Here is an 18,745-nt window from a genome sequence, read left to right as displayed (position 1 = left end):
TCACAAAATACTAGGCCAAAGACTTAGTACATGTGTTGGCCGCCATTGATTGACAATGTAGAACCGGTGATGAAACCAGATTCATCACTAACTAGGAATGCTACTGAGTTAGCAATGTCTTCTGGGCGTCCTAAACGTCCTACAGGGATAGTGCGAATGATTTTCGCTAGCACATCTTCAGGTACCGCACGTACCATATCAGTATCTACATAGCCTGGGGCAATCGCATTAACCGTAATCCCTTTTGCTGCGCCTTCCTGAGCTAACGCTTTGGTAAATCCATGAATTCCTGACTTTGCAGCAGCATAATTTACTTGCCCGTACTGGCCAGCTTGACCATTAACCGAACCAACGTTCACAATACGACCAAAACTACGCTCACGCATACCTTCAATTACTGCACGACATGTATTAAAGCATGATGCTAAATTAGTTTGGATAACCGCATCCCACTGCTCAAAAGACATGCGATGCATAGTACCATCACGTGTAATACCTGCATTATTAACTAACACATCAACCGGTCCAATATCATTTTCTATTTGTTGGATCGCTGTGTTTGTCGCATCAAAATCTGATACATCAAATTTCACCGCGGGGATACCTGTGCGCTTCGTAAATTCAGCAGCTGCGGTATCATTACCACCATAATTAGCAATAACGTTGTAACCTATTTCTTTTAACTTAAGGCAAATCGCTTCACCTATCCCGCGAGTACCACCTGTAACTAGAGCAACTCGTGCCATTTTAACTCTCCTTGAATTAATTATAATGATAACTATGGTTCAGTACATCATTGCAAAATGTGTAATCTGGATAACGTATATCCCTATTGTAAGCTAACATTGTGTATATTTTTTATACTACTTTAGTGGGTTTTTATAAATATTGAGTTTTATACTTATAAATATAAAGGGATAGTAGGGTAATACGTTTTAGATAGGATTAATTGAAGAACAACGTCACACTTTCTTTAGGTACTTAAAGGTGTTGATTCTTATGCACTAAAATATAGCTTCTCAATTCGATAATGAGTAAACTCATTTCATACGTTTATTTTGGAAACTTTTACATGCAACATTCATTTCGCCTGAGCATTCAGTGTCCGGACCAGGTCGGTCTTGTCGCTCAAGTATCTCAATTTTTGGCACAATATGGCGCCACTATTTTAGAAGCTAATCACCATACTGATTTATCCACAAAACGCTTTTTTATGCGTCACGAAATTCAAGCCGATTCAGTCGATTTAGATATGGCGACATTTGAAGCAGCCTTTACTCCAATCGCGAATAAATTCAATATGGATTGGACTATTTCAGATCCTGCACGTTTACCGAAAGTCGCGCTATTAGCAAGCCATGAAACGCATTGTTTGGCCGATATTTTACATCGCTGGCATACCGGTGAGCTGAATTGTGATATCCCTTGTATTATTGCAAATCACGAGAAAATCGCCGATATTGCCGCTTGGTACAAAGTACCGTTTTATTTTGTTGATTTTAAAGGCCAAGACAAAGCCAACGCATTTGCTCAAATTGAAGATACACTTGAGAAATATGACATTGATACCGTTGTACTCGCTCGATTTATGCAGATTCTCCCAGAAGCGATGTGTACTAAATGGCATGGTCATGCGATTAATATTCATCATAGTTTCTTACCTTCTTTTGCAGGAGCTAAACCCTATCAACAAGCATACGACCGTGGAGTGAAACTGATCGGTGCAACCTGTCATTATGTGACTTCTGATCTAGATGAAGGTCCTATCATTGAACAACAAGTCATGCGTATCTCACACAGTGACGCAGCTGCTGATATGGTTCGTAAAGGGCGCGATTGTGAAAAAACGGCACTCGCTAACGGGTTACGTTATCACATAGAAGATCGTGTGATGATCGACAAGAATAAAACCATAGTGTTTGCATAATACCCTCATTTTTCATAAGGTATGCTTCGGAATAAAAACAATATTAACGATGGATACCATTTATGAAAAAACCTATTATCTCAGCGATTGCAGCAGCAGTCGTTATTAGCCTTGCTGGCTGCTCAGAGAAACCGAATATAACAGTAGCTGATGCCACAGCAGCGAATCAAGTAGTAGCATCAACGGCAGAATCAGTCGCCGCCACGAATATCCTCATGCAACCCTTTACTGGTCCTTATGAAGGTGTTCCAGCTTTTGATAAAATGAATTTAGACTTACTTATTCCAGCGGTGACCGCCGGTATGGAATTACAATTAGCTGAGATTGATGCTATTGCAAATGATCCTGCCGCACCAAATTTTGAAAATACTTTTGCTGCAATGGAACGCGCAGGTAAAGCATTAGATAACGTATTTACTTACTGGGGTATCTGGGCATCCAACATGTCTAGTCCAGAATTTAGAGCGATTCAACGTGAATTAAGTCCTAAATTATCAGAATTTAGTTCAAAAATTTCTCAGAACAAAGCACTCTTTGAAAGAGTTAAAGCGGTTTACGAAAGTGACGAATATAAAACGATGACATTAGAACAACAACGCATCGTGAAATCATCTTATGAAGGCTTTGTGAGAAGTGGAATTTTACTTGATGAAGCAGGTCAAAAGCGTACAGCTGAGATAAATAAAGAACTAGCCAAATTACATACTCAGTTTGCTAATAATGTCTTGAACGACGAAGAAAGCTATGTCACTTATATCACAAAAGATCAGCTTTCTGGCTTACCCGATTCATTTGTCAAAGCATCCGCAGCGGCAGCAGAGCAACGTGGACAAGCAGGTAAATACGCGATTACCAATACTCGCTCATCCATGGACCCTTTCTTAACGTATTCAGATAATCGAGAACTTCGTGAAAAAGTATGGAATACCTATTATTCACGCGGGGATAATGGTGACGAATTTGATAATAATGAGATCATTAAACAAATATTAACTCTTCGTCATGAACGAGTGCAGTTGCTTGGATTTGATAATTATGCCCAATGGCGCTTACAAGATCGTATGGCTAAAAACCCAGAAAATGCGATGGCGTTGATGGATAAAGTCTGGCCCGCGGCAATCGCAAGAGTTGAAGAAGAAGTGGCAGATATGCAAGCCATTGCTGATGCAGAGGGTGCGGATATTACAATCGCACCATGGGATTATCGTTACTACGCAGAGAAAGTACGTAAGGCGACTTATGATCTTGATTCAGACGAAGTAAAAGCTTACTTACAGCTAGATAAATTACGCGAAGCGATGTTTTATGTGGCCGGTCGTTTATTTAATTTCTCATTTACGCCTGTTCCAGAAGGCAGTGTCCCGGTTTGGCATCCTGATGTGAAAGTATGGGAAGTGAATGATAAAACAAGCGGCGATAATATTGGTCTGTGGTATTTAGACCCATTTGCACGTCAAGGTAAACGCTCTGGCGCATGGGCAACTTATTATCGTTCTTACACGACGTTTGATGGTGAAACCAATGTACTTTCATCGAATAATTCCAACTTTGTGAAAGGTGCTGAGGGTGAGCCATCATTGATTTCTTGGGATGATGCAGAAACCTATTTCCATGAATTTGGTCATGCTCTGCATTTCTTAGCGTCTGATGTTGCGTATCCTTCATCACACAGTGGTGTGCGTGATTACACTGAGTTCCAATCACAGTTATTAGAACGTTGGATATTAACAGATGAAGTGATTGATAATTACCTAGTGCATTATGAAACCGGCGAGCCAATTCCCAAAGATCTTGTTGCAAAAATCAAAAATGCATCGACATTTAATGAAGGATTCAAAACCACTGAATACATGGCCTCAGCCATCATGGATTTGAAGTATCATACAACTGATCCAAGTACGATTGAACCTGATGCATTTGAGCGTGAAGAACTAGCGAAACTGGGTATGCCAGAAGAAATCGTGATGCGTCACAGAACCACTCATTTTGGACATATCTTCTCTGGTGAAGGATATGCTGCTGCTTATTATGGTTATATGTGGGCAGAAGTACTGACCTCAGATGCGGCCGAAGCATTCGCTGAAGCACCTGGTGGTTTCTACGATGAAGAAGTTGCGGATCGCTTAGTGAAGTATTTGTTCGCCGTACGAAATGCAATGGATCCAGCTGATGCATATCGTGCTTTCCGTGGACGTGATGCCAACGTAGAAGCGCTGATGCGTGATCGTGGTTTCCCCGTACCCAAAGCAGAAGAAGAGTAATCGATGTAGCAGAGTTGCCGAAATGGCAACTCTGAATACTGATTAAACCATATGAAGCCTCATACTAACCAACCTCTTAGCGATTATATTGAGTTTTCTATCGAAGAAATGATAACTCGATCCGCTGCTGTTTATACCAGTTTAAAACGGCGTCACAGCATTCGGCAATTCAGTGATCGTGATGTGCCTAAAACGGTGATCGAAAACTGTATTAAAGCAGCCGGAACAGCCCCTAGCGGGGCCAATCATCAACCATGGCACTTTGTCGCCATACACTCTCCCAAGATAAAACGTGAAGTGCGCGAAGCTGCGGAAGCCCATGAGCAACGCTTTTATGACGGACGAGCCGGAGATGAATGGTTAGATGCGTTAAAGCCACTCGGGACTGACGCTCAAAAACCGTATTTAGAGCATGCCCCATGGCTGATTGCGATATTTAGTCAAAAGAAAGGCGGCGTGAATGTCGGTGAAAAGCACACTAATTATTATGTCCACGAGTCCGTTGGTATTGCGACAGGTATGCTGATTACTGCACTACATGAATCAGGGTTAGTAACGTTAACACACACGCCAAAACCCATGACATTTTTGAGCAAAATATGTAACCGGCCTGATGATGAGAGACCCTATATGCTGATTATAGCTGGCTACCCAAGTGTTCATGCTACTGTGCCAGAACATGCATTAAACAAAAAGTCTTTAGATGATATTTCGACGTTTTTGTAAATCAATAAAGTAAAAACAATCCTTCGTAGCCACCTATTTCGATCTGAGACACATACGCGCCAATATTACCATTGGCATCAACCGTTCGCATCGGCACCGCTAAATCGATAGTGATCGTCGGGGCGTTAAAATAGTCTGGATTCTTACCGCCAAAATCAGTGCGATAGAGCACTCGTCCATTTTCAAACTCGCGTGCCAATACCATCTCCACCGGCGCACCAGGGATCACATTATTAGCAGAGCGATAGGCAAAATAAGTGTAGGTCGGCTTAACATACACAGCTGAGCCAGGTAGGTCAGGATGAATCGCTTGTTCCGATGCAGAATTACCCACAATTGTATAATCACTCGGCTCAGGTGTACTTGTTGATAGCATAAGCGGCATCAAATCGGCATTATCTGGCGCGCTATTAGCAGGATTTCCTAGCTCAACGGCGAGTAATTGTGTGGGCTGATACGCAATATTTTTCGCAATATCTGCCTTCCAAAAATTATCTTCTGTCGTGTTGTCACTTCCATAAATATATCCATTATTCCATTGATGGAAATAACTCAATTGTTCATGATTATTTAAGTAAAACTGCGCCAAGTTCGAATATTGGTCTTTTTTCCAATTTTCCTCAGTATTACCAAAATATTGCACCCTCCCATAGCGAGTTGTCCCTTGGAATATGACGTTTCTGCCATCAGCGGCAATGACCGAATTATCCCAATATTTCGACAGCCCGGCATAACCACTAAAGCCGGTAGATGGGAATAAATAATGCTCTCTCAAATACACACTACCAGCGTCAGTTAACTCATTCTGACCGTTACGGCCAAAGAGGTTAGCGGTACCCACATTTAAACCAATTAACGCATCAGGGATTTCATCTGTAAACCGACTCAATAATGAGGAGAATTGATCTGAATATAACATTTCAGCCTCATCACTGCCGGCTTCCAAACCAAGCTCTTCTACCCTACCACCAGAGAAAACGGTGAATTGATTCTTTCCAATTAGCTTATTAGTATCGTCGTTATACGCGCCGTTTAAGCCTTTTTCAGCCCATTGCACGGCATAATGACTATAGATGGCATTGGCAAAATCAGGGTGATTGACGTTAGTGAGAGCCCAAGAAGATTTCTGACTCCACATCTTACCAAAAGGGATGACGCGCGATTCCCAACGAAAGCGTGCCGTTGCATTTTTATTTTTACGTTTTCTGAATTCTTTGTGAGATAAATAATTATCATTATTGGTATCAGCACTGATATCAAACCCTTTAATTAGACGCCATTGAGTAATACTTTGACCTTCATAGTCGGTATCGGGCGCGCCTGCAGGTTGAACGATTTTAAAACTATCTTCGAGTCTAATATTATTCAAGCGTGGTCTAGTCGCTATATTATCGCTATGCCACTTTACACGGACAACATACAAGCGCCCACCGTCACGAATAAATTGGTTGGCAAAGAATTGCCCGCCGCCATAGGTCAGCCCGCTACCATCGCTCGTGGTAGCTCTTATCCAATCTTCAGGCATCTCCCAAATCACATTTTGGTTACGTGTAAAACTCCGTGTGTTATCTTTGTTGATGTCAAACGACTGCCATTGGGTGACTTGTCCAAAACTATTAATCTGTGATGGATACTCAATCGTGAAATGTCCAGCCCCCGCAAATTGGCTAAAATCAAATCTAAGCCGGTCGAATTGTTCTGAATGATAGATATACAGTGCACCGCCGTTTAGCGCATCTTTGAACACATCGGCATCCCAATTAGGATCTTGATATAGCCAAAAACCGGAGTGGTCAGCACTGGCTGTATAGCCAACTATAAGCGGCTTTCTATTTAATATTGAATCTTCACCATAATAAGAATCGACTTCAGCGAGAACGGTATCTTCAGAAAAATGTAAGAAAAAATCCTCGTAATCAACACCATTTAATTCAGCGGTGTTGCGAATGGCGTCTTCTCTCCACTGTGGATTGAAGTCTAAAATTTGATTATTCATGTAGCCCAATGTACGCACGCGCGAATTGTAAGCGACATTTTCATAGGCGCCAAACACAATATCCGCATTAGTAATTTCCCAATCGATAACATCTGCACTACTAATGGTATTATTCTGTAAATCATATCCATCTTCATGCAAACCTGGCAATACAATGGCAGTGCCAGCATTAACATAATTTGAACAGAACATTGCAGTCAACATGGTTGTGTAAACGCTCTTTTTTAAGAGGGAGTAAGTATCGTTGAGTAAGCGAGTTTGCGATTCACAGTTCATGTTCCATGCATCCTATTATTAATTATATTGATGTATATAATTAACCCTAGTAGACGTTTGCGAAAACGCAATTAATGACCGTAAATAATTGATAAAAACAGTAAAGTGTTACTTATGATTTATCATTGAGATGTAATAGTAGCGGTTATTCAAGTTTGAGTTTCACAATCACATCTATCACTTTATTTTGCAACCAAATGGGGGTTAGACGGTTCATCCAAAATGTGCATTTAGCTTTAAATCCAGGAATGATGATGAAGCGTTTCTTATCTAGTCCGTTAATGATCTGCGTAAGTGCTTCAGATAAGGTGAGCCGTCCTGCGAAATCTTTCAAGATACGAGTGGCCGGGTGCATTGTTTTAAGCTCTTGAGTGACCATAGGCGTATCAATTTCAGGCGGACAAATTACACTAACAGTAATGCCCTTGGGGGCGTATTCTGCTCGAATGCATTGTGCCATACCAAGCACCGCGAATTTAGAACTTCCGTATGCAGAATATCCGTAGATCCCTACTGTACCTGCCATAGAAGCAATAAACGCAAATTGATCGCCACTGGCCATCAATGGTAAACATGCAGCAGCCAAATGGCGAGAGCCTAATACATTCACTTGATAAGAAGCACTAAAGTCATCCGCAGTTAAGGTTTCAAAAGGACCGGCTCTTAATATACCAGCGCAATTAACGACTAAGTTCGGTACGCCTAACTGAACGCTAACCTGTTTCACGCCTTGTTGAACTTGTTTGTTATTAGCGATATTCACTTGGAAGTAGCTTACGTTTAAGCCAGTGACAACATGATATGTCGCTTTATCGAGATGTTCTTCTAACTCATTAGGTGCCAGCACATCAAAAATAGCGATATGCGCATCTCGCCGCAAATAATGCTTTACTAGCCCTAAACCAATACCACTGAGACCACCGGTAATAAGTATCACTTGTTTCATATCCAGTTCTCCAAAATGAGTGTATCGCGATGCGCAAACTTTATTTGATAATTACATCTATCGTCTTACCCAGTGCACCTTGATTCTGCTCAATAACATTCAATCCTTTTTGACCCGCTTGATGGGCTATTTGAGGTTGCTTAAGCCATCTTTGACATGCTCAATGGCATCTGTTTCGTTCTTGATAATATATAATCCACCGGGCTTGAATTAATGTTTCACAAATCACCGGATTGTTATAAATATACGCCCCCATTAACACCGGAACCCCCATACTGGCTGGCTCCAATGCATTATGTCCACCGCGATCAGCGATACTCCCGCCGACAAAAGCAATATCTGCACAATGATATAAAGGCGTTAGCACCCCCATAGCATCAACTAATAGTACTTGCGTCTGAGGATTAATCTCCATTCGCTGTTCCCAACGCTGCAATGACAATTGCTGTATTTCTATGAGCCTTTGTACTTCATCAAAGCGTTGTGGGTGACGAGGGACTAGCACCAGTAATAACTCGGGGCATTCTTGAGATAAATACTGATATACATTCAACCAAAATATTTCTTCATCAGCATGGGTTGAACCGGCTATCAGTACCTTGCGACCTTGGGCTATGATGGCATCACCAAATACTTTGATATCCTCAGGAATGCGATTATCAGTGACTTGATCAAACTTCACATTTTGCGTGAGCGTCAACTTTTCAGGCACTACACCTAAACGCAGATAAGCATCATAGTCTCGTTGACCTTGTGCACACACGTGATCAAGATGGGTTAGCATTGGCATAAATAACCAACTAATTTTAGCATATTGCCGCGCTGACTTATCGGTCATGCGCGCATTGATCATGGTGACTGGAATATTAAGTTTAGCCGCATAGTGAATCAAATTTGGCCATAACTCAACTTCAGTGATCATGATTTGAGTTGGCTGGATATGGCGAATAAAACGTTGCATTAACCAAGGTAAATCGTAAGGCAGATAATGATGTGCAACATGACTTGCATTACCAAATATCTCCACTACCCGCTGCGCGCCAGTACTAGTCGTCGTGGTAATGATAATGGGATGTTCCGGAGTTTTTGCTAATAAAGCTTTAATGACACAAGAAGCAGCAACCACTTCGCCTACCGATACGCAATGAAACCATGCACCGCCTTTTGTTTCAGCTACGAGCTCACCTAATTGACCATAACGTTCCAGGCGTCGATTCTCGAATTTTTTACTGCGTATCAGTCCTAATATGCACCAACGCAACATAGCAAACAGCCACACTATTGTTACTAATGCGGTATAAGTAAAACGTGCAAATTCTGTCTTGATGACAGAAATAACACTGACTGTGGCACTATGATGTGAATAGTTATCCGTCACAATTTGATATCATATAATCATTTAGAAGGTGTTTTATCATACCGTAACCTGCGGGCATGCAACATCCCTAGTAATAACAAAAATTAATATCAGGTAACCGCATGACGTACTTGATAGTCATCGTCTAGGTAAATTTTTTCACTCATAATCGCACTCAACGTACGTACACTCGTCACAATATCTTGATAACTCACATATAATGGGGCAAATCCTAAACGCAACACATTCGGCGCTCTGAAATCAGCGACAATGCCTTTAGCGATAAGTGCTTGGCATATTGCATAAGCTTGAGAGTGAGTAAACGCCAACTGACTTCCTCTAATCTGACCATCACTTGGTGATATACAAGGTAACTCGACTAATAAATCGGACGCTTCCATACACAGCAAACAAAATTGAGTTAACTGCACAGATTTATATCGTACATCTTGCATGTCAATCGGCTCAAACACATCAAGCGACGCGTCTAATACCGACATTGAGATCACCGAAGGCGTACCGCAAAGAAAGGATTGCATCCCCTCTCCTGCTTGGTAGTCTTGATCAAAAGCAAATGGATTAGCATGTCCCATCCACCCTGTTAAGGGTTGAAAGAGCTGCGTATGATATCGTCGAGCTGCATACACAAAAGCAGGAGCACCAGGGCCGCCATTAAGATACTTATATCCACATCCTACAGCGAAATCCACATCCCATGCCTGACAATCAATCGGTATCACACCCGTCGTATGCGCCAGGTCCCAAATCACTATCACCCCAACCGCATGCGCTTTAGCTGTGATTTCAGCCATATCTAACATTAAGCCTGTTTTATAATTAACGTGCGTGAGCATTAATACCGCTACATCTTCATCAAGCGCTGCAATGATATCTGTCTCTTCGGCATACACTAATTCTAGGGCTTGGTTGTGATGGGCTACAACACCTTGGGCGATATAACCATCGGTAGGAAAATTACCGATTTGAGTGATAATTTTGTACCTAGAAGGTGATGATTCATGTTGAATAGATAATGCAACATGCAGCAGCTTATACAAGTTCACTGAAATCGAATCACACGCAATCACCTCAGAAGGATCTGCACCAATTAATGGTGCAATTTTAGCACCTACGAGCCGAGGTAAATCAATCCACTGATGTTGATTCCAACTTTTAATTAAATCGGGTTGCCATTGCTTTTCCACGACTTCTACAGCACGCTGTTTTGCAATATACGTGACAGGCCCTAATGAATTTCCATCTAAGTAGATCATATCTTTAGGTAAGGCAAATAATTCCCGAGTAGCGGCTAAACGATCATGCTTATCAAGTTGCTGTGCTTGGGTGTAGAGTGAATCAAATAGAGTGGGTTGCATTAGCGTAACACCTCGAGTAATTGTCCAAAGGCCACTGACTGTGGATGAAGCCAATCAAAGTGTCCAGCATTAGGTACTATCACAGTTTGCCCATGAGGATGTCGAGCCTGCCTCACTGGCACAATCGTATCAGCATCACCTTGTAATAAGATGACGTTACTAATGGCTGAATCTGTTAACGGTATATGTATCGGGTTTGCCATAAAATAACTTGCCGGTACTTGTTCAGGCATACCTTGCATAAAGTCTTTGGTCACTTTTTGACAGCTATTATCACCGCGAGCGTATTGGGCAATATCAGTAATCGCAGCCAACCCAACCACATTGAGTCGAATATCATCTCGTTCGGCTGACGCTAAATGACGTTGTATATCACTTGCCGCTAATAACGCTAAGTGCCCACCGGCAGAATGCCCAATCAGGTTTAACATCATCACATCTTTATCTAGCATGTTTATCACATGCAGGATCCCCATTTGTACATCCTCAAAGGTAGCAGGCCACCCCCCTCCGCTTTTACCAGTACGACGATACTCCAGCGAATACACATCATGCCCCTCCGCAGCCAGTCCATTGGCTTGAGCAATGCTGTGTTGCATATCAAATACACTGAGCCAACAACCGCCATGGATCATAATAATAGGTGCTTTTTTAGTACTCCCTTTGCCAGCCCAAAATGCAATATATTGATGTTCATTTTGACCATAGGTATAGGTCTGAGTAGGGCTAGTAGTAGGTAGCTCGGAGATTTTCATATACGGTATATTTTCAAGGTGCTGGTGCTTGGGATTAGCGAATGTGACACTCGAGAATACCACACAGATGATAGACAATAAGCTATATAAAAGTGGTATAACAAATACAGAAGGTCGATTGGCTATCACAGAGATTGTTCCTTTTCGGCAGTTTTAGGTTGCGTGATACATACTTTATCGTATGATTACACAGATACCTTCTTCGATACAAAAAATTAGTCACAACAAGCACATAGGCATGTAATGAACTTCACTCGCAATTTAACCCAAGATATGACGCATAAGCTAGGTGTCATGATCATTAAAGGCGAATACCCTGTCAATCAACGCATGCCTTCAGAAGCAGTATTGTGCGAACAGTTCAGTGTCAGTCGCAGTGCAACACGTGAAGCGGTAAAGATGCTGGCAGCAAAAGGTTTAATTTCTTCTCGTCCCAAACAAGGGATCACCGTCCTTCCTGAATCGCAATGGAATTTGTTTGATACCGATGTGCTCAGCTGGATTTTACAAAGTAAACCTTCTCTTAGTTTGCTCAAAGAGTTCACACAAGTACGTTATGCCATTGAACCAGTCGCAGCTCAATTAGCTGCACGACACGTCACCAGTGACCAGCTCAGTATCCTTAATGACAATTTACAACGCATTGCGGATGCCCATCATGGCTTAGATGATGTATTAGAAGCTCATATTGATTTTCTAAATACGATATTACTGGCCAGTGGCAATCGCTTTTTTATTCAGTTGACCCAATTTGTCAAAGCAGCATTGAAAGTCAGTATTCGATATACTAATCAAGTAAAGGGCGTCAATTACAATGATATCTCATTTCATACCAAATTATATAGTGCCATTGCTCAAGGTGAAGATGTACTGGCGTATCAATTAGTTGAAGAGATTTTATTAGATGATTTACGGATCATCGAAGCCAATATTTAACCATCTTACAACAATCATATATCCAACATAGATTAATACTGACATGCCTGAATTATCTTTATTACTTATTTTTATTCCAACGTGGTTGCTAGTGTCGATATCCCCTGGCCTATGTATGAGTCTAGCGATGACATTAGGAATGACAGTTGGATATAAAAAGACCCTATGGATGATGCTCGGTGAATTAATTGGTGTCGCTGTGGTAGGGATTTTATCTGTCATCGGTGTAGCTCAATTCATCCTTGCCTATCCAGATGTGTTTTTTTACGCCAAAATAGTGGGCGGACTGTACATCGTATATGTTGGCGTTTGCACCATGAAAACGCCTGTACAGCTAGCTCAATATGATTTAAAACAGATTAAGACCATCACTCCTCTAGCGCTGTTCAATAATGGCTTTATGACTGCAATATTAAACCCCAAAGGATGGGCATTTATGGTGTCGTTACTACCGCCATTGTTTGAACCGAATAAGTCACTCACCCTACAACTCAGTGTATTTATTTCGATCATCTTAATCAGCGAATTTATCAGTATGTCTATGTATGCCACTGGCGGTAAAGGATTGAGTCATTGGTTAAATAAAAATGATAAAGTGCATTATATTAATCGAGTCGGTGGCACTTTACTGATTGCCGTGGGTGTTTGGTTAGCGTTCTCTTAATAGCCTACAATCGAGCGGTGTGCATTACACGCAATGAATATTCAATATACAAAATAATACTCACCATAAAAAACGCCTAATAATTACTTATTAGGCGTTTGTATTTTATCTGTCAATGATCTTTGTCATTAACCGAGTACCTAGAACATAATAAATGTTTCAGGGAAGGCCACGATTAACCCTAACACAAATACTTGGAGGATAATAAACGGGACCGCTCCTTTGTATATAGTGGTAGTTTTCATCGACTTCGGTGCCACCCCTTTGAGATAGAATAGACTAAATCCAAATGGCGGCGAGAGGAAGGAGGTCTGCAGGTTCATTGAAATCAAAATCGCAAACCAAATCAAATCAATATCCAATGCCATCGCCACAGGTGTAATAATCGGCACAACCAAAAATGCAATCTCAATAAAGTCGATAAAGAACCCTAAGATCAAGATAGCAATCATCACTAAGATAATGAACGTCCATTTCTCGCCAGGTAAGTCTAAGAAGAACTCTTCGACTAAGTGCTCACCACCAGAGTAGCTAAAGACCATTGAAAACGCTGTTGCACCTATAAGTACAGCAAAGATCATAGACGAGACCTTAACCGACTCTTTAGACACTTGGAAAATCGTTTTAATCGATACTCCGCCATAAAACTGTGCCAGAACTAATGCTCCAACAGCACCAATAGCAGATGATTCCGTTGGCGTTGCGATACCAGAAAAGATAGAGCCTAATACTGCCACGATTAATAATAGTGGCGGTACAATATCACGAGCAGCTTGTTTTAGGATGGTTGCTTTATCTTCATGTACTGGAATGGGTGGACAATAATCCGGCTTCACATAACTCAAAGCCAAAATATACAACACGTACGCCCCGATGAGCATCATCCCAGGAATAACCGCGGCTTTGAATAAATCACCAACAGCTAGTCCCATCACATCTCCAAGGATAATCAAGATAATCGACGGAGGAATGATTTGTCCTAAAGTACCTGATGCACAAATCACCCCAGCAGCCGTTGGCTGATGGTAGTTATTTTTAAGCATCACTGGCAATGAAATCACCCCCATCGCCACTACGGATGCACCGACCACACCTGTAGAGGCAGCTAATAATGCCCCGACAATGATCGTAGAAATGGCCACACCACCAGACATACCGCCAAACAGTTTGGCTGAAGACTCTAATAGGCGCTCCGCTAGACCTGTTTTTTGTAACACTATCCCCATAAAAATGAACATCGGAATCGACATTAACGTCGTATTTTCCATGATGCTCATGATCCGGTATGGCATGAACTCAAATAACTCAGCGCCGAGGAAAAAAACACCGACCAAGACTGATACACCCGCAAAGGTGAATGCCACGTAATAACCTAAAAATAGGAATATTAGGGCAACAAAAAATAATAATATACCTTCCATGCTTACACGCCCTCGTTATGGATGTGGTCTTCATGTTCATTCGGACCTTGTAACTTAAGCACGTTCTCCAAAATGGTATAGAAAATACATAAGAGTAAAAATACATTAGAAATCGGGATTACAGACCGGATAATCCAACGATGCGGTAAACCGCCAGGATCAGGGCTGCCTTCATTCATTTGATAAGCATCTATCGCATAACCATAGCCGTAATACATGATGATTAGCGTAATCGGTAATGCAAATACCAGCGCTGCAAAAATATCAATGTACGCTTGGGTATGAGGGAGTAATTTTTCATAAAAGATATCTACGCGTACGTGAGCATCTTCTTTAAGAGTGTATCCGATACCAAACATGAACATCGCTGCAAATAAGTGCCATTCTAGCTCTTGCATGCCAATACTGACGTCGTTGAAAAAATATCGCATCAAAACGTCATAGAAAACGTTGGCAACCATTAATAGCATCAACACGACGCATAACTGGCCCATTGCATCTATTAACTTACGTAATGCATTGTGTAAAAAATTCATGAAATCCTGCTATTTTTATAAGTATAAAACCAGTGAGCGTTCGAATCACTGTGGGTCAAACTATCGCTAAATACGATAAAAAGGCACCTATCATAAACGACAGGTGCCTCATATTACTTAACCAATAATATTACTTTGAATCAAAGTTATCTAAGTAAGCACGGTCAGAGAAATTAGTCCACTGACGAGCTTTAGCTTTGTAACTTTCGATTGAATCTAAGATTTTCTTAGACTGTGGATCGGCATTTGCAAACTCAACTAATAACTTATCATTTTCTGCTTTAATCGCATTCATGATCTCAGGTGAGAAAGAACGGATTTTCACATTAGGGAAATCTTGTTGAAGTGTCGCTAAATTAACCGCACTTTCGTGAGTTGACTGAGTGTACATGTCATATGCAGCAGTTTTCATTGCTACCACTAAGATTTGTTGTAAATCAGCAGGTAGTTCATCAAATGCCGCTTGATTAACCATGAACTGTAGTTCAGTTGCAGGCTCATGCCAGCCAGTGTAGTAATAAGGTGCAATTTTGTGGAAGCCCATACGTAAATCAAGTGAAGGACCTACCCACTCTAATGCATCAATAGTGTTACGTTCTAATGCTGTGTATAGCTCTGCAGAAGGGATATTAGTTGGCTTAGCACCTAATTTTGCTAATACTTCACCCGCAAAACCAGGGATACGCATTTTCAGACCTTCCAGGTCAGATAGAGAATTGATTTCTTTACGGAACCAACCACCCATTTGGTTACCTGTGTTACCACCAGGGAAAGACATAATGCCATACTTGTCATAAGTCTCTTTCATTAATTCCATACCACCACCATGGTAGAACCATGCATATTGCTCAGCTGTGGTCATACCGAAAGGTAATGTGGTGAAGAATAATGTCTCAATGTCTTTACCTTTCCAGTAATAAGACGCAGAGTGACCCATTTGGTATTGCCCAGTTCTAACGAAATCGAAGATACCTAGTGCAGATTTATGCTTGTTTGAAGAATCGATACGGATCTTAAAGCGACCTCCCGACATTTCATCAACCATACGAGCCATATTCTTAGTCGCATCACCAAATACAGGGAAGTTAGGTCCCCACGTTTCAGCGAGACGCCAATTGACTGTTTGAACTTCTTGAGGTGCTGCTGCAGCTGAAGTATCAGTTGCGGCTTTATCATTGCAACCCGATAGCGAGCCAATCACAACGGCTGCCGCTAAGGCTGAAATAAGCGCTTTAATTTTCATAAGTTTTCCTTGATCACTTTATTGTAGATAATAACAACTAAGACAGACTTAATTGCACTGTTTCAAATTGTTTACAGAATGTAAATGAATTAAAGCTAAAGCACCATTCGTATAACTACTAAGCAGGAATACGTATAAACACCTACGACGATAGTCTAACACCTTGTTTTTATTGACCTTGAGGATAGATTTACATTTAAAAACCTGAGAACATTAACAGTGATTTAACATACACCTTTGGTCTTACCTATGCCTTTTTCATTTCGGATCCAATTATTTGCGGTTATCCAAGTTATCCTCACCGCTTTGTTTACTTACATTTTCGTAACGAATGAATATCGTGATTTATCTGAGCAAAATGTCGCTACGCTTGAAGCGTTTTTAATCGAACAAAAACAACAAGAACTAAAGAATTATACAGAGATCGCTAAAGCTTCAATTCAACATATTTATGCAGGAGCAGCCAAAGATGACCCCGTTGCTCAAGAACTTGTCGCTAATATTCTTTCGACGCTAATTTATGATGGTCATGATGGTTATTTCTTTGTTTATGATGAATATGGAACAAACATTGTTCTGCCTACAGAGCCTTATCGAGTGGGCCAAAATTATTGGGATTTACTCAATGACAAAGGCGAGCCCACTATTCAGATACTGATCGAAAATGCGAAAAATGGTGGTGACTTTTATCGCTATCCTTGGAATCAACCGTCTACCGAAACTATCACAGAGAAATTAAGTTATTCTGACTTTTTGCCTAAATGGGGCTGGATGATGGGAACAGGTGTTTATTTAGATAACGTACAACAGCAACTGATTTCTGTTCAAACCGCTATTGACGAGCATACTGATAACACTCGTTTTATTATTTTATTTGTGGCCATGTCGTCCATTTTTGTGATTTTCACTATAGGCACGATATTACATTTCACTCAGAAAAAAGAAAGCGATAAACAAATCGACCAATTGGGCCAAAAAATCATTACACTGCAAGAAGACGAACAGCGTCATATCTCCCGTGAACTCCACGATGGTATTGTGCAAATATTAGTCTCAATTAAATACTCTTTAGAAGCTACTGGCAAATTCTTGGCTCATCAAAACGTAGAAAAACCGGTTCCGCTAATCCAAGCTCAAACCAATTTAAGCAATGCAATTACTGATATTCGCCGTATTTCTCATCATCTGCATCCTCGCATATTAGATGAACTAGGATTATCAGATGCAATGGAAGCATTAGGCAAAGAATTTTCAGAGCGAACGAATATTGCAGTCACAATTACTAAACCGGCACTCAGTAAGTTATTGCCTGATCATATCAATATCACGTTATATCGAGTGGTCCAAGAATCATTGATGAACATTGAAAAGCATGCACAAGCAACTAAAACGAGTATAGATTTAGCGATTATGGACAATTGGCTGACATTGACCATTCGAGATAACGGTATCGGAATGTACGAGATGAATGAGAATGAGCCATCTTTACATAGTGGGATTGGCACTCGCAATTTAGCTGAACGGGTCAAATATCATCGAGGTCAATTTAAACTCTCCTCTAGCAGAAAAGGCACAACTGTCGTCGCGAAAATCCCTCGCTCCGCTTTTGCACATCATTACACACAAAAACAAGAACCTATTTTGGCGGAGTCAATATGAATACACTCTCACCCTCCCCTATAAAAATCATGCTCGTTGATGACCATCCTATGGTGCGTGATGGACTGAGTGCTTGTTTATCATTCTATGATGATATCGCTATCGTCGGGGCATGCAATGACGGTACTGAAGTGCTCCAGACAGCTAAACAATGTTTACCTGACGTGATTTTAATGGATATCAGCATGCCGAATCAAAACGGACTTGAAGCGACTGAAATCATTAAAGAAACATTTCCTGATACAAAAATTTTGATTTTTAGTATGCATGAAAGTAGCGAATTTGTGAAAAATGCCGTGCAAGCTGGCGCATCCGGTTATATCTTAAAAGATACGGATTCTGAAGAGGTCTATCAAGCGATTAAAACAGTCGCTCAAGGTAAGTCTTACTTTGGTAGTAACATCGCACAAATGCTTCTGGCGAGTCCGACGAATCCTTCAAACGAACGACTGACGGCTCGTGAGCAGATGATTTTGTCACATATTGCTACTGGGCAATCAAGCAAAGCCATCGCCCATACCCTCGATATCAGTGTTCGTACCGTAGAAGCTCATCGTCGAAACATCAAGTCCAAACTCAACATTGATAATTTAGCTGAACTAGTGCGTTATGCTATTGAACAAGGACTAGTCAATTCTGCCTAGTTTGTCACTCATGCAATGTAAA

General features: G+C 41.1%; 16 protein-coding genes. 7 read left to right on the top strand and 9 right to left on the bottom strand.

The window, feature by feature from the left end; all coding sequences use genetic code 11:
- Window positions 1-23: 23 nt before the first annotated feature.
- The gene (gene phbB / locus G2999_RS05460) at window positions 24-746 is read right to left on the bottom strand and encodes an acetoacetyl-CoA reductase (RefSeq protein ID WP_010179551.1); all 723 of its coding nucleotides are present in this window, start codon (window positions 744-746) and stop codon (window positions 24-26) included.
- A gap of 326 nt (window positions 747-1,072) precedes the next feature.
- On the opposite strand from phbB, the gene purU reads away from it, so the two are divergent.
- The 3 genes from purU (at window position 1,073) to G2999_RS05445 (ending at window position 4,914) form a co-directional block, all read left to right on the top strand.
- Window positions 1,073-1,927, top strand: a complete 855-nt coding sequence (gene purU, locus G2999_RS05455) for a formyltetrahydrofolate deformylase (protein WP_010179549.1) — start codon at window positions 1,073-1,075, stop codon at window positions 1,925-1,927.
- Between the two features lie 62 nt (window positions 1,928-1,989).
- Window positions 1,990-4,188, top strand: a complete 2,199-nt coding sequence (locus tag G2999_RS05450; protein WP_010179547.1) for a M3 family metallopeptidase — start codon at window positions 1,990-1,992, stop codon at window positions 4,186-4,188.
- Between the two features lie 51 nt (window positions 4,189-4,239).
- Complete coding sequence (locus G2999_RS05445) at window positions 4,240-4,914, top strand: nitroreductase family protein (RefSeq protein ID WP_010179545.1); 675 nt, start codon at window positions 4,240-4,242, stop codon at window positions 4,912-4,914.
- Between the two features lies 1 nt (window position 4,915).
- Here G2999_RS05445 and G2999_RS05440 read toward each other — a convergent pair whose 3' ends face one another.
- From G2999_RS05440 to G2999_RS11935, 5 genes are all read right to left on the bottom strand, one after another.
- Window positions 4,916-7,186, bottom strand: coding sequence for a hypothetical protein (locus G2999_RS05440; RefSeq protein ID WP_198006090.1), 2,271 nt, complete (start codon window positions 7,184-7,186; stop codon window positions 4,916-4,918).
- Between the two features lie 145 nt (window positions 7,187-7,331).
- Window positions 7,332-8,132 (bottom strand): SDR family oxidoreductase, encoded by an 801-nt coding sequence (locus G2999_RS11945; RefSeq protein WP_010179541.1) that lies wholly within the window; start codon window positions 8,130-8,132, stop codon window positions 7,332-7,334.
- A gap of 160 nt (window positions 8,133-8,292) precedes the next feature.
- Window positions 8,293-9,510: a 3-deoxy-D-manno-octulosonic acid transferase gene (locus G2999_RS11940; protein ID WP_010179539.1), complete on the bottom strand. Its 1,218-nt coding sequence runs from the start codon at window positions 9,508-9,510 to the stop codon at window positions 8,293-8,295.
- A gap of 89 nt (window positions 9,511-9,599) precedes the next feature.
- Entirely contained in the window at window positions 9,600-10,865 is a 1,266-nt protein-coding gene (kynU, locus tag G2999_RS05425; RefSeq protein WP_010179537.1) for a kynureninase, read from the bottom strand.
- A complete protein-coding gene (locus G2999_RS11935) occupies window positions 10,865-11,749 on the bottom strand; it encodes a S9 family peptidase (protein WP_010179535.1) in 885 nt (294 codons plus the stop codon). Before G2999_RS11935 ends, kynU begins: the two co-directional genes overlap by 1 nt.
- A 114-nt stretch (window positions 11,750-11,863) precedes the next feature.
- Between G2999_RS11935 and G2999_RS05415 the strand changes: the two genes are divergently transcribed.
- Both G2999_RS05415 and G2999_RS05410 read left to right on the top strand, forming a co-directional pair.
- Entirely contained in the window at window positions 11,864-12,556 is a 693-nt protein-coding gene (locus G2999_RS05415) for a FadR/GntR family transcriptional regulator (RefSeq protein ID WP_010179532.1), read from the top strand.
- A 43-nt stretch (window positions 12,557-12,599) separates the two neighbouring features.
- A complete protein-coding gene (locus tag G2999_RS05410) occupies window positions 12,600-13,220 on the top strand; it encodes a LysE family translocator (protein ID WP_029257402.1) in 621 nt (206 codons plus the stop codon).
- A gap of 140 nt (window positions 13,221-13,360) precedes the next feature.
- Here G2999_RS05410 and G2999_RS05405 read toward each other — a convergent pair whose 3' ends face one another.
- From G2999_RS05405 to G2999_RS05395, 3 genes are all read right to left on the bottom strand, one after another.
- The gene (locus tag G2999_RS05405) at window positions 13,361-14,641 is read right to left on the bottom strand and encodes a TRAP transporter large permease subunit (RefSeq protein ID WP_010179529.1); all 1,281 of its coding nucleotides are present in this window, start codon (window positions 14,639-14,641) and stop codon (window positions 13,361-13,363) included.
- 2 nt (window positions 14,642-14,643) lie between these two features.
- Entirely contained in the window at window positions 14,644-15,177 is a 534-nt protein-coding gene (locus G2999_RS05400; protein WP_010179527.1) for a TRAP transporter small permease subunit, read from the bottom strand.
- Between the two features lie 130 nt (window positions 15,178-15,307).
- Complete coding sequence (locus G2999_RS05395; protein ID WP_010179525.1) at window positions 15,308-16,420, bottom strand: TRAP transporter substrate-binding protein; 1,113 nt, start codon at window positions 16,418-16,420, stop codon at window positions 15,308-15,310.
- 249 nt (window positions 16,421-16,669) lie between these two features.
- Between G2999_RS05395 and G2999_RS05390 the strand changes: the two genes are divergently transcribed.
- Both G2999_RS05390 and G2999_RS05385 read left to right on the top strand, forming a co-directional pair.
- Window positions 16,670-18,079 carry a cache domain-containing protein gene (locus tag G2999_RS05390; RefSeq protein ID WP_010179523.1) on the top strand — a complete coding sequence of 470 codons (1,410 nt, stop codon included), beginning with the start codon at window positions 16,670-16,672 and terminating at the stop codon, window positions 18,077-18,079.
- A complete protein-coding gene (locus tag G2999_RS05385) occupies window positions 18,076-18,723 on the top strand; it encodes a response regulator transcription factor (protein ID WP_010179521.1) in 648 nt (215 codons plus the stop codon). The genes G2999_RS05390 and G2999_RS05385 overlap by 4 nt, the downstream gene beginning before the upstream one ends.
- The last annotated feature ends 22 nt before the right edge of the window (window positions 18,724-18,745 follow it).

Origin of the sequence: Glaciecola sp. HTCC2999, assembly GCF_000155775.1 — a bacterium.
Lineage (GTDB): Bacteria > Pseudomonadota > Gammaproteobacteria > Enterobacterales > Alteromonadaceae > Opacimonas.
Note: the sequence above shows the minus strand (reverse complement) of the source record. Positions and strands in the feature narration are given on the sequence as shown.